This window comes from Bernardetia sp., from assembly GCF_020630935.1.
GTDB lineage: Bacteria > Bacteroidota > Bacteroidia > Cytophagales > Bernardetiaceae > Bernardetia.
Window position 1 is genome coordinate 40,873 of the sequence record NZ_JAHDIG010000030.1, and the last position, 11,526, is coordinate 52,398.

Here is an 11,526-nt window from a genome sequence, read left to right on the forward strand (position 1 = left end):
ATGTTTCGAACATAATCAATAGGTAATTCAATGTTTGAAATTGAAATATATAAATGTGAAATAAAATTACGATAGGGATAAAACAGATACATAATGCACTTAAATGATTTAAAAGCATTTAACTGATTATTGGTAACTGTTTACTGACAACTGACTATGGTGCATTTGGGGAAATAAAGCAGTTGAATAGTGTCTTGAAGAACCCTGAACTAGAAAAGTAGTAGGTTACACTATTGAGTTTTTGAATAGAAAAAGAAGGAAATATAAACTCTATGCTTGGTGTCAGAATTATGTTATAGAATAATTCTGTAATTACAAATCCTTGCAGAAGTGCTTCTGAAGAAGTTGCTGATTTGAGTGTTAGTGGCTCTTTTTCTCGTTGCTCTTTGTTTTCATCAGATAGTTGTGTATCTGAATAGTTATCAGCCTCTGTATTTTCAAGTAAGCTAATGAAATTATTTCCTACTACATCTGTTTTTTCCTCTCCATTAGCAAAACGCATTGTTGTCGAAAAGACAACTAATAGGAGCATAAAATAGCCCATAAAGTGGTTGCGAGAAGATGTAAAAAAGTTTGTAGGCAACATTTTTATAATTGAATACAGATTTCTTGATTGGTCTGCAAAAGTAGTGTTTTTTACTTGGTATTACAAGATTATGAATAAAAATAGTTAAAATAAAAAAAAGTCTTTATTCATTTTTAGAATAAAGACTTTAATTTTAGTAGCGAGGGAGAGATTCGAACTCTCGACCTCAGCATTATGAGTGCTGCGCTCTAACCAACTGAGCTACCTCGCCATTTACTATTTATCTTATGAATAAGTGATTTTCTTTTCCCTTATTGCGAGTGCAAAGGTACGTGTTTTTTTTATTTTTCCAAATAATTTAAGAGAAAAAAACAGAAAAAGTGTCTCATTATTTTTGTTTGTTGTTGAAAGCTGTTGCAAATCAGCATTTTAACAAGCAATTATTTTTTTATCAAAACTTTGTTTTATGCTTTTTAGTTCGATAGCTTTCTAGTTTATTCAATTAAACCTCATATAACTTATGGAACTTAAAAAAGGTGATAAAGCACCAGAATTTACAGCTCACGACCAAAACGGACACGAAATAAAACTCTCTCAGCTCAAAGGAAAAAAAGTCATACTTTATTTCTATCCAAAAGACGATACTCCTGGTTGTACGGCACAGGCTTGCAACCTAAGAGATAATTATACTACACTCAAAGAAAAAGGATATGAAGTATTGGGAGTGAGTAAAGACGGTGCTGCTTCTCATAAAAAATTTGCTGAAAAATACGATTTACCATTTCCTTTATTGGTAGATGAAGACCATTCTATCAATGAAGCATATGGTGTTTGGAAAGAAAAAAATATGTTTGGTAAAAAATATATGGGTACACAGCGCACTACTTTTGTCATTGATGAAGAGGGAAAAATTGAGGACGTGATTAAAAAAGTCAAAACAAAAGAACACGCCGAACAAATTATGTAAAATAAAACTATAGAAGTTAGAGTTTAAAAGCTCTAACTTCTTTGTTAGGTTTATTTAGTTCTGTTTATTTGACTCTCCTCATTACAAATTCAGTAACATATTTTCCATACCACTCTGGTTTTTGCCCGTTTGGATAGGTTTCATCGAAAAAAATAAGCCTCAACAAATCATCTTTTATAGTGTATCTGTAAAACTGTTTTCCTCCCTCAAATCCAGGTACTTTGGCTATACGTGCTGTGGTAATTACAGTTGAATCTGTCATGGTATAAGTTCCTCCATTGAAAACCACAGAGCTAAAACCAGCCATTTTTTCTTCATCTGTTGGCTTTGAAAGGTTTGCGAAAGGAGTTCTAGGTTTGTCTATAGGAGTCCACATAATAGAATAACGGTCTTTTTCGAAGATAAACAAACCGTATTGAGCCTTTGGAATAGAATAAATGGTATCTTTAGTTTTCCAATGCACTTCTACCATTTCCCAAGAACCTAAAAGTGGAGGCTGTTTGTCTTGAGAGCCATAGTAGTTTTTAACAGTTGTTTTACAAGCTGAAAAACTAATTACAGAAAATATCGATAAGCCCAAAAGTAAAAGTTTGAATTTCATAATAGAAGCATTTATTTTGTAAATTATTAATTCAAAACAAGATACCAATAAAGTGAGATGGTTAAAAATTAACATCTCCAATTTTTATATTTCTATGATTTCTATACAGCAATTTACGTTCAATCCTTTCCAAGAAAATACTTTCATTTTATTCGACGAAACAAAAGAAGCCATTATCATTGACCCTGGGTGTTATACTCCACATGAAAAAGAAATTTTGAAATCTTTTATCAGCCAAAATGATTTGAAGGTTGTACGACTTATCAATACGCATTGTCATATAGACCACGTTTTGGGAAATAAATTTGTAAAAGACACTTACAATGTAAAGTTAGAAGCGCACCGAATTGAATCAGAACAACTCAACCAAGTTCCCTTGTATGCTCCATCTTATGGTTTTGGAGTGTATGAAGCCACTACGGTAGATGTTTTTATAGATGAAAATACAGAAATAAAATTTGGTAATTCAACCTTAACAACTCTTTTCGTTCCTGGTCATTCTCCTGGACACTTAGCATTTTATTCGGCAGCACAAAAATTCTGTATCAATGGAGATGTTCTATTCTTTCAAAGCATTGGCAGAACAGATTTACCTGGTGGGAATATGGAAGTTTTGAGAGATACGATTCAAAATGTAATGTATAAACTACCCGATGATACAAAAATTTATTGTGGACACGGAAATCCAACAAGCATTGGTTTTGAGAAAAAGAATAACCATTTTATCAGAGAAATTTAAAAAAAATAAACTGTTTTGGTCTAAGAACGTTTTAAAGCTGCCTTGACTAAGTTCTCTTAATTCTATTTCTTTAGATAAACTTCAGTTTTTGTATATTTGAGGCTGAGTTATTCGTTTATTTAAAGACAGAAAATACATCCACATTTTTTCAACTAAGCTATCCTATATGAAAAGCATTGGTAAGTACATGATTTTTTTGAGTAGAACGGTAACAGATATGGAACCGTGGCACGTCTATATTCGCCTTTTTGTAGATGAATGTATGCGAATTGGTATCAGTTCGGTTTATATTGTTACTATTATATCTACTTTTATTGGTGCTGTAACGGCTGTACAGACGGCTTATAACCTTGTGAGTCCACTCATTCCAAAATCTCTTATCGGTACGATTGTGCGTGATATGACAGTTTTGGAACTTGCCCCAACTATTACTGCCATTGTATTTGCTGGTAAGGTAGGTTCTAATATCGCTGGTGGTTTGGGAACAATGCGAATCACAGAACAAATTGATGCGATTGAGGTAATGGGAATTAATGCTACTTCTTATCTTGTTTTTCCAAAAATTTTGGCTGGAATCGCTACTTATCCTTTGCTTGTAATTTTAGCAGCTTTTTTGGCGATTGGTGGTGGTTATTTAGCTGGAACGCTCACTGGACAGCTTACAGCAGTAGAGTATGTATATGGAATCCGTTTAGATTTTGTAGAGTTTAATATTACCTTTATGCTTATCAAATCAGTTGTTTTTGCCTTTTTAGTTACTACTATTTCGGCTTACAAGGGTTTTTATACACGAGGAGGAGCATTAGAAGTAGGAGAGGCAAGTACAAAAGCCGTAACAACAAGTTGTATTGCTATTCTTTTGGCTGACTACCTACTTGCTCAAATGCTTATCTAATATTTATCAGTTAAAATTCTTCATTCATTGCTAACTCTTATCACTAAAAAAATTGTCTGACCAAAACATAACACCTAAAAAATCTATTCGTCCAGAAATTCAAAATGTAGTTCTTTCAGAGACGATGACAGGAGAAGAGCGTTTTCAGAATGTTACCTTGCGTCCTATCTTGAAACTTCAAAACAAGATTTTACTCGCTATTTTCAGAGATTACATTTCAGAAAAAGAAGCTAAGAAGACTAAAAATAATGAAAAACAACGAGGGTATTTTAGACTTTCAGCCACCAAACAAAGAGAGTTTATCGATACCGTTTTTCAAAAAGATATAAAATTTAAAAGTCAGTTGTTAGGAATGATAATCGGACATTTCGATTTGGAAGAGTATAACTTATATGCTCAAAATAAAACTGGAACAGACAGAAGAATTATAAACTTGTTGAAAGAACGTATTTTTACTGGTTTAGCAGAATTGCAACAAGACTCTTAAATGCCATTCTTGAACTTTTTTTAAAGAAAAAGCAGCATCTCTTTCATTCAAATAAAATATTATGAATTATCTAATTTACCAATCTGTTATATTTTTAGTTCTTAGTTTTATCTCGTTTAAGGGTTTTGCTCAAGACGAATCTAAAAATCCTTTAGTTTGTGTCAATGACAAAGAAAATGTAGTCTCTTCTGCAATGGAAGGGAAGTGGTTTTCTAAGCAAGAAGGTTATACTCTCATTTTTAAAAAAGATACAACTGTTTTAGAACAAATTCCCTCAAAGTATTATCCTTTTTTAGAAGACAAAACCATTTATTCAGCAGGTTATATTACGATAAAGTCAGAAACAAAAGTTTATGCTGAAGATACGCCCTATTTTTTAACTGTTTTGAGTGGAAATCCTCATATAGTTTGGTTTAGAGAAAGAAATGGCGACCCATTAGGAGATGCAGAAAGTTTTAATGTTTTTATTGCTATTGGTGAAACTACTGCTGATGACCTTCTCTATATGGGAGGAGATTTCAATAACCAACCTTTTTTGCGTTTTACGAGAGTTAAAAAATAATTATTATTAGAGTACTAGACACAAGATAAAAAGTTGTTGGTGTCACTATGCTAAAATACCAACGAACGGTATTTTTCCCCTATTCTGTAACTCACAGAACAGCAACTATCTGTTCATGTCCAGTACTCTAAATGATTATTTCAAATTCTCATAAAAATAAAGCTCTTTGTTTTTTATTAAATTAGGGTGTAAAATCTTGATAAAGTCTTCCAAAATTTTGTTTGGAAAAGCTACACCACTTTCAAAATAATCGTTTCCACCACTTTTGAGTCTTCTTTTGTTGTGATTGAATACAGTTGTATTTTTGACTGATTTGAAAGAAACAAAACGTCTGTCTGCACTGATAAGCTGATTCATATTTGTCCAGTCGCTGGCATGAAACCAATAATCGGCTTGTTCTGCCTTGTCATACACAGATTCTATAGCTAATGGCGAAGCTCCACTTCCTTCCAAATCTTCCCATAAATATATTGCACCTGCATCTTTGGCAAACTGCGCTACATAACTATCTCCATTGGGCATAAACCATGTTTCATTGTACCACGCATTAAAAAAAAGTGTGGGTTTGTTTTCCTTTTTGATGTTTGCTGTCAAGTTTTTGAGAGCGTCGTAATTTGATTTGACTTCACCAAAAATTTGACTGGCTTTTTCCTCTTCTTCAAACAAAACGCCAAAGAATTTTATCCATTCTGCTTGCGCTAGTGGCGAACTTTCCAAAGTTTCATTGCAAATCACGACTGGCAAACCAAGTTCTTTCATTTTTTGCTGTGTATCGCTTGTCCCTCCGTACAGACTAGCATCATACGTAAAAATAGCATCAGGTTCTAGACTAACCAACCCTTCGAAGTTTACTCCAGAGCCATCATCATTTCCTACTTCTTTAATTTTTCCTGTTTCTAAATGTTGCCTAATTTTTTCGTTTGAAACATACTGTGAACCCACAAAACCCACTACATTCTCTACATTTTCTAAAAGTGAAAAAAAAGTAGCATACTTGGTAGAGCGTGAAACAATACGTTTGAGAGGAGTTTGGAGAGCCAAATCATACTCTAAGTTGGTCTGTGGCTTTTCTCCTTTGTACAAAAGATAACGCTGTTGTAGATTCTTATTTTTGTCATAAACTTCCAATGTTTTAAAACCTCCATAATCGTAAGAAGCAAACTGACTGGCGTGAAGCAACTTTAAAGAATCAATAGGGTTTTCTAATGCTTCCTTTTCAATAGCTGACTCATCATTTTTTTCCTTGTCTGTCATTTTATCAGAGCCACAAGAAAAAAGAAACGAAACTAAAAATATAAGGCGAAAATAATTTTTCATTTTGAGAAAGTTTAAATTATTGGTAAAAATACCAACAACGACAAAGTAGGTAAAACGGCTTGTCTTTGAACATTATGTTAGAATCAAAAACGAAATAACAGAATTTATCTATTGAATCATAAAATCAATTAGGCTTTTTCAAACTTTTTTTTGAATTTTGAATGTTTGTATAAAAAATATGGTTGTTTCATTTATAACTAACCATTAATCACTAATCATTAGAAAATGTCTCGTATTCTCACAGGTATTCAGTCTTCTGGTCGTCCACATTTAGGAAATTTATTGGGCGCAATTTTGCCAGCCATTGAGCTTTCTAAAAAAGCTGGTAACGATTCTTATTTTTTTATTGCTGACTTGCATTCTCTCACTACGGTAAAAGATGCCGAAACAAGAATCCAAAACACCAATGCTGTAGCTGCTGCGTGGTTGGCATTTGGCTTTGATATTGAAAAAAATACATTTTATCGTCAGTCAAGAATCCCAGAAGTAACCGAACTTGCGTGGCATTTATCGTGCTTTACGCCTTACCCGATGCTTGCCAATGCTCATTCCTTCAAGGACAAAGCTGATTCGCTTTCAGACGTGAATGCAGGACTTTTTACCTATCCTGTCTTGATGGCTGCTGATATTTTGCTCTATGATGCCGAGTTTGTACCTGTTGGAAAAGACCAAATTCAACATTTAGAAATTACTAGAGATATTGCTTCTGCTTTCAATCGCCAATACGGAGAAATTTTTGTTATTCCAGAAGCAAAAGTAGATGAACAGATAATGACTATCCCTGGTACGGACGGACGCAAAATGAGTAAGTCGTACGGAAACACGATTGATATTTTCTTACCAGAGAAAAAGCTCAAAAAACAAGTTATGTCTATCGTAACGGATAGCACGCCACTAGAAGAGCCAAAAGACACCGAAACGTGTAATGTCTTTTCACTCTACAAACTTTTGGCTTCTGAGAGCGAACTCCAAACGATGAGACAAAATTATGAAGGTGGAAACTATGGCTACGGACACGCCAAAAAAGCTCTTTTAGAACTCATTTTGGATAAATACAAAGCTGAAAGAGAACGTTTTGACAAACTGATGGCAGATGACAAACATTTGGAAGAAAGCCTAAAAGTTGGTGAAGAAAAAGCACGAAAAGTAGCTTTTGAAGTCTTGCAGAAAGTTAGGAAGCAGTTGGGATTTGCATAGTAAAATACAAATGAGATAATAGGAGCTTTCCTTTTTTTGTTAATCAGCCAGCAACAGAATTAGTGTTATGTTCGTCATAATACTAGTAAAGTTGGAAATTGATTTACATCTAAAAATAAATAGAACTATGAAAAAGGAATTACTTTTTTTATTATTGTTGATAACATTTACTGCTTGTGATATGGCATCAGTTGATTTGGATAATCGAAACTATGTGTTTGACGGTAGGGGTGGTGTCAAGTGTAAAGTGAATGGCAAGCTCTTAAAACCTTCTCCAGTAATAAGCCCAGGAGCTAATTCTATATGGTTTGGTTTATCTTATCCTCAGTTTGATAGTACAGACTATATGCACCTTTCTTTTTCAAATAGAGGTAAATCTCCAGATTTTATATATCAATCAGTCGGAATGGTAGTTACTGGTATTAGTAGAACATCTTCAATGGTTGGCAATATTTATAATCTCGGCAACGAACCAAATCAAGGGGAGTATACTAATAATATTCCTACCATTACTGATTATAAAACAAACAACATTCATCAAGGTACATTAAAAATTTTATACCACGATATTGAAAATAATATAATGGGAGGTAAATTTGAATTTGATGCCGTTAATGAGGAGGGAAAAGTTGTTGAAATAAGGGAAGGAGAGTTTGACCTAACATATTAACAGCTATCGTAGTTTATGTTGTTCTTTTTTCTTGGCTATACTATTGCAATAATTGAACAACATAAAGTAATTTTTCTACCGTTGTTGGTCTTTCGTTTTGGCTTACCGTTACAGAGACCAACATATGCCTCGTCTTGAAATAGTGTTACAGTTTTAGAGATACATTTTAGTTAGATGTCTTTCGGTGCTCTGATTTTGCTTTTTTGTAGGTTCTAATTTTGATATTTTCTTATTACCATTGCACAAGATTCAATATCGTAGTTACGTTGAGCTTGAGTAACGGTAAAAATGCCCTCTTTTATCTCACAAATAATTTGAAGTTTGAGTTGCATTGTATAGTCTTTTTGTGTGCGTTTTACATACTTACTTTTCATAAAATAAAAGGTTTTGTTGTAACACTATACTAGTACGAGACAACAACTTAAAAAAAAGGGTTCAACTTTAAAAAGTCAAACCCTAATTTTTTTTACCTAAAAAATTATAGAATCGTATGGATTAAACTAACATCTTCAATGGGTTTTCCATATACTCTTTGAGAGTTTGTAAGAAAGCTGCACCTACTGCTCCATCAACTACTCGGTGGTCGCAAGAAAGTGTCATTTTCATCACATTGCCAACTACAATCTCACCATTTTTAACAACAGGTTTTTGATTTATCGCACCTACTGCCAAAATACACGCATTCGGAGCATTGATAATTGCTGTAAATTCTTCTATTCCAAACATTCCTAAATTAGAAATAGTAAATGTACTTCCTTCCCAGTCTGAAGGTTGTAATTTTTTATCTTTTGCTTTACCTGCAAAATCTTTTACTTCCTTATTGATTTGGGAAAGCGTTTTCATTTCTGCAAATCGAACAACTGGAACTAAAAGCCCTTCATCTACTGCTACTGCCACACCCATGTGGACGTTGTCGTAATAACGGATAGTCTCACCGTGCCAAGAAGCATTGATATTAGGATGTTTTTTGAGAGCTAATGCTGTTGATTTGATAACAATATCATTAAAAGAAATTTTGCTATCTGAAAGCTCATTGAGCATTTTGCGTGTTTCAATGGCTTTGTCCATATCAACTGCAATGGTCAGATAAAAATGAGGAGCTTTGAATTTACTATCTGAAAGACTTCTGCCAATAGCTTTTCTCATTTGTGATACTTTCTCTTCTCGTACTCCTTCTTGTGCAAATGCTGGTGCAGATTTTTGTGGTGTGGTTTGTGCTTGGCTTGTTGGCTTGTCAGAAACTTGCTTGGTTGAAGAAGTCTCTTGTGGAGTAAAGTTTTCTATATCTTTTTTGATAATTCTTCCATTTTCCCCACTTCCTTCTATTTGGCTAATGTCGTATCCATTGTCTTCAGCCATTTTCTTTGCTAATGGAGAGATAAAAATACGTCCATCAGCATCAGAATTTGTGTTTTTAGGTTTTTCATCTCTATCGTAAGGCATAGAAGCCTCTTTTTGTGAACTTTCTTTTTCCTCTGTTTCTGTATTTTCACTTGTCGTACTACTACTTTCATTATCTAAAAGAGCTTGATAATCTGCTCCTTTTTCTCCAATTACAGCGATAGGCGCATCAATAGCAACGCTATCTCCTTCTTCTGCTGCCAAGTAGAGTACTTCTCCATCTTCATAAATATCAAAGTCCATAGTAGCTTTATCTGTTTCAACTTCTGCCACTACGTCGCCAGATTTTACCTTATCTCCCACTTTTACAAGCCAAGATGCCAAAACACCTTCTTCCATAGTGTCTGTCATCTTCCTCATGCGTAAGACAGTAGCTTTGATAGAAGAAGTATCGGTCTTCTTAGCTGATACTGTCTTTTTAGGCTCTTCTTTCTTAGGCTGTATTTCTTCTTTAGGTTGTTCTTCTTGCTCTTCCTCTTTTTTAGTTTCTTTTGCTCCCTCTGCTCCAAATTTGGCTTTTAGGTCTGAAATATCTTCTCCTTTTTTTCCTAAAATCATTACAGGGTCATTGACAGGAACTCCATCTCCTTCGTTTACACCAATATATAAAACTTCGCCTTCAACGAAACTTTCCCATTCCATTGTTGCTTTGTCAGTTTCAACTTCTGCCAAAAGGTCTCCTGATTTTACTTTATCTCCTTCTTTTACGAGTATGTTTGCCACAACACCTTCTTCCATAGTGTCGGTAAGGCGTGGCATAATAAGGATTTCAGCCATAAGAACGTATTATTTTATGTGGTTTGTTGCGTATTGTTGTTCAAATTCTTAATGGTACAGATTCTTTTTCTTTACATAGACATACTTCAGATAGCCTAAAAAGTAGAATCTGATACTTCTACTTCAAAGATAAGAATTTAATCTGTGAAGGCAATTTTAGTATAAACTTATTCCTGTTTTTTTAAAGAAAAGTATATTCTTATCTCTAACTAATTCATCAAAAATTCGGTTATTCAAAAAACTAGATTTTTTTTGTAAAAAATACGAAAAGCTAACCTATTGAAAGTCAATTATTTTATAATAAATAATGAAAAAATATCGAACTTTTTGAAAAAAAATTGAGTTAAAAGGTTGTATATTCAAAAAAAGCGTGCTACATTTGTATCGTCTTAAGGGAAACGCAATAAAAAAACGCAAAACACTTTAAGATAGCATCGACTAGAGGAATGGCAGAGTGGTCGAATGCGCCGGTCTTGAAAACCGGTGTACCGAGAGGTACCGGGGGTTCGAATCCCTCTTCCTCTGCAAAAGTACGAACCGTTTTTATCAGAAATGATAAAAACGGTTTTTTTATGCTCTGAAACTTATGCTTTCACAAAAGAAAGAGCTTGTTCTAAATCACTCAATAAATCATCCACATTTTCACAGCCTATACTCAAACGAATGAGTGAATCTTTGATACCAATTTCTCGCCTCGTTTTGGCTGGAATACTAGCGTGTGTCATCATAGCAGGGTAGCAAGCTAGTGACTCAACACCACCTAAAGATTCTGCTAAAGCAAAAACCTTAATGTTTTCAAAGAATGAACGTGCATTTTCTTGTGTGTCGTTTTTAAGAGAAAAAGACAACATCCCTCCAAACTGTTGCATCTGTTTTTTTGCAATTTCATGTCCTTTATGAGATGTTAAAGACGGATAAAATACATCTTCTATTTTATCATGTTTTACTAAAAAATTAGCAATTTTTGCAGCATTTTTGCAGCTTGCATCTACTCTCAAATGAAGGGTTTTGATACCACGAAGTACCAAAAAGCAGTCAAAAGGAGATGGAACTGCTCCACAAGATTTCTGAATAAAATAAATCTTTTCAGCAAGAGTATCATCATTTAACATCAAAGCTCCCATTACTACATCAGAATGTCCTCCCAAATATTTTGTTGCTGAGTGCATAACAATATCTGCTCCTATATCTATCGGATTTTGCAAATAAGGCGTGGCAAAAGTATTATCGACTACTGAAATCAATTTGTTTTCTCTTGCAATACTTACTGTTTTCTCTATGTCAATAATTTGTAAGAGTGGGTTGGAAGGTGTTTCTATCCAAATCATTTTTGTATTTGAATTAACTGTATCTCTCAAAGCCTGTTCATCTTGCATATCTATAAAAT

General features: G+C 33.9%; 13 protein-coding genes and 2 tRNA genes. 8 read left to right on the top strand and 7 right to left on the bottom strand.

All coding sequences use genetic code 11. The features are described from left to right. Positions 1 to 154: 154 nt before the first annotated feature. Both QZ659_RS10085 and QZ659_RS10090 read right to left on the bottom strand, forming a co-directional pair. Positions 155 to 586: a hypothetical protein gene (locus QZ659_RS10085; protein ID WP_291725620.1), complete on the bottom strand. Its 432-nt coding sequence runs from the start codon at positions 584 to 586 to the stop codon at positions 155 to 157. Positions 587 to 723: 137 nt separating this feature from the next. Then, positions 724 to 797 (bottom strand) — tRNA-Met (locus QZ659_RS10090). Positions 798 to 1,046: 249 nt separating this feature from the next. Between QZ659_RS10090 and bcp the strand changes: the two genes are divergently transcribed. Beyond that, positions 1,047 to 1,493: a thioredoxin-dependent thiol peroxidase gene (bcp, locus tag QZ659_RS10095; RefSeq protein ID WP_291725622.1), complete on the top strand. Its 447-nt coding sequence runs from the start codon at positions 1,047 to 1,049 to the stop codon at positions 1,491 to 1,493. 64 nt (positions 1,494 to 1,557) lie between these two features. Here bcp and QZ659_RS10100 read toward each other — a convergent pair whose 3' ends face one another. Beyond that, positions 1,558 to 2,094, bottom strand: a complete 537-nt coding sequence (locus QZ659_RS10100; RefSeq protein WP_291725623.1) for a lipocalin-like domain-containing protein — start codon at positions 2,092 to 2,094, stop codon at positions 1,558 to 1,560. A gap of 94 nt (positions 2,095 to 2,188) precedes the next feature. On the opposite strand from QZ659_RS10100, the gene QZ659_RS10105 reads away from it, so the two are divergent. From QZ659_RS10105 to QZ659_RS10120, 4 genes are all read left to right on the top strand, one after another. Next, on the top strand, positions 2,189 to 2,833 hold the full coding sequence (locus tag QZ659_RS10105) for an MBL fold metallo-hydrolase (protein WP_291725625.1): 645 nt from the start codon (positions 2,189 to 2,191) through the stop codon (positions 2,831 to 2,833). A gap of 166 nt (positions 2,834 to 2,999) precedes the next feature. Beyond that, the gene (locus QZ659_RS10110; protein ID WP_291725628.1) at positions 3,000 to 3,728 is read left to right on the top strand and encodes an MlaE family ABC transporter permease; all 729 of its coding nucleotides are present in this window, start codon (positions 3,000 to 3,002) and stop codon (positions 3,726 to 3,728) included. 52 nt (positions 3,729 to 3,780) lie between these two features. Next, positions 3,781 to 4,215, top strand: a complete 435-nt coding sequence (locus QZ659_RS10115; protein ID WP_291725630.1) for a hypothetical protein — start codon at positions 3,781 to 3,783, stop codon at positions 4,213 to 4,215. Between the two features lie 61 nt (positions 4,216 to 4,276). Beyond that, complete coding sequence (locus QZ659_RS10120; RefSeq protein WP_291725632.1) at positions 4,277 to 4,777, top strand: hypothetical protein; 501 nt, start codon at positions 4,277 to 4,279, stop codon at positions 4,775 to 4,777. Positions 4,778 to 4,912: 135 nt separating this feature from the next. Here QZ659_RS10120 and QZ659_RS10125 read toward each other — a convergent pair whose 3' ends face one another. Further along, positions 4,913 to 6,094 (bottom strand): ABC transporter substrate-binding protein, encoded by a 1,182-nt coding sequence (locus tag QZ659_RS10125; protein WP_291725634.1) that lies wholly within the window; start codon positions 6,092 to 6,094, stop codon positions 4,913 to 4,915. Positions 6,095 to 6,319: 225 nt separating this feature from the next. On the opposite strand from QZ659_RS10125, the gene trpS reads away from it, so the two are divergent. Further along, positions 6,320 to 7,291, top strand: coding sequence for a tryptophan--tRNA ligase (trpS, locus tag QZ659_RS10130; protein WP_291725636.1), 972 nt, complete (start codon positions 6,320 to 6,322; stop codon positions 7,289 to 7,291). Positions 7,292 to 7,418: 127 nt separating this feature from the next. Beyond that, positions 7,419 to 7,961: a DUF6252 family protein gene (locus QZ659_RS10135; RefSeq protein WP_291725637.1), complete on the top strand. Its 543-nt coding sequence runs from the start codon at positions 7,419 to 7,421 to the stop codon at positions 7,959 to 7,961. Positions 7,962 to 8,173: 212 nt separating this feature from the next. Here QZ659_RS10135 and QZ659_RS10140 read toward each other — a convergent pair whose 3' ends face one another. Together QZ659_RS10140 and QZ659_RS10145 are read right to left on the bottom strand one after the other, a co-directional pair. Then, positions 8,174 to 8,335 carry a hypothetical protein gene (locus QZ659_RS10140; protein WP_291725639.1) on the bottom strand — a complete coding sequence of 54 codons (162 nt, stop codon included), beginning with the start codon at positions 8,333 to 8,335 and terminating at the stop codon, positions 8,174 to 8,176. A gap of 121 nt (positions 8,336 to 8,456) precedes the next feature. After that, the gene (locus QZ659_RS10145; RefSeq protein WP_291725641.1) at positions 8,457 to 10,139 is read right to left on the bottom strand and encodes a pyruvate dehydrogenase complex dihydrolipoamide acetyltransferase; all 1,683 of its coding nucleotides are present in this window, start codon (positions 10,137 to 10,139) and stop codon (positions 8,457 to 8,459) included. Positions 10,140 to 10,579: 440 nt separating this feature from the next. On the opposite strand from QZ659_RS10145, the gene QZ659_RS10150 reads away from it, so the two are divergent. Then, a tRNA-Ser gene (locus QZ659_RS10150) sits at positions 10,580 to 10,664 on the top strand. 59 nt (positions 10,665 to 10,723) lie between these two features. Here QZ659_RS10150 and QZ659_RS10155 read toward each other — a convergent pair. Then, positions 10,724 to 11,526 (bottom strand): trans-sulfuration enzyme family protein (locus QZ659_RS10155; protein ID WP_291725643.1); only part of this gene is annotated, 803 nt, incomplete at its 5' end.

Coding starts and splice junctions, on each gene's coding strand:
- QZ659_RS10085 (WP_291725620.1), bottom strand. CDS start 586: ATGTTGCCTACAAACTTTTTTACATCTTCTCGCAACCACTTTATGGGC.
- bcp (WP_291725622.1), top strand. CDS start 1,047: ATGGAACTTAAAAAAGGTGATAAAGCACCAGAATTTACAGCTCACGAC.
- QZ659_RS10100 (WP_291725623.1), bottom strand. CDS start 2,094: ATGAAATTCAAACTTTTACTTTTGGGCTTATCGATATTTTCTGTAATT.
- QZ659_RS10105 (WP_291725625.1), top strand. CDS start 2,189: ATGATTTCTATACAGCAATTTACGTTCAATCCTTTCCAAGAAAATACT.
- QZ659_RS10110 (WP_291725628.1), top strand. CDS start 3,000: ATGAAAAGCATTGGTAAGTACATGATTTTTTTGAGTAGAACGGTAACA.
- QZ659_RS10120 (WP_291725632.1), top strand. CDS start 4,277: ATGAATTATCTAATTTACCAATCTGTTATATTTTTAGTTCTTAGTTTT.
- QZ659_RS10125 (WP_291725634.1), bottom strand. CDS start 6,094: ATGAAAAATTATTTTCGCCTTATATTTTTAGTTTCGTTTCTTTTTTCT.
- trpS (WP_291725636.1), top strand. CDS start 6,320: ATGTCTCGTATTCTCACAGGTATTCAGTCTTCTGGTCGTCCACATTTA.
- QZ659_RS10135 (WP_291725637.1), top strand. CDS start 7,419: ATGAAAAAGGAATTACTTTTTTTATTATTGTTGATAACATTTACTGCT.
- QZ659_RS10140 (WP_291725639.1), bottom strand. CDS start 8,335: ATGAAAAGTAAGTATGTAAAACGCACACAAAAAGACTATACAATGCAA.
- QZ659_RS10145 (WP_291725641.1), bottom strand. CDS start 10,139: ATGGCTGAAATCCTTATTATGCCACGCCTTACCGACACTATGGAAGAA.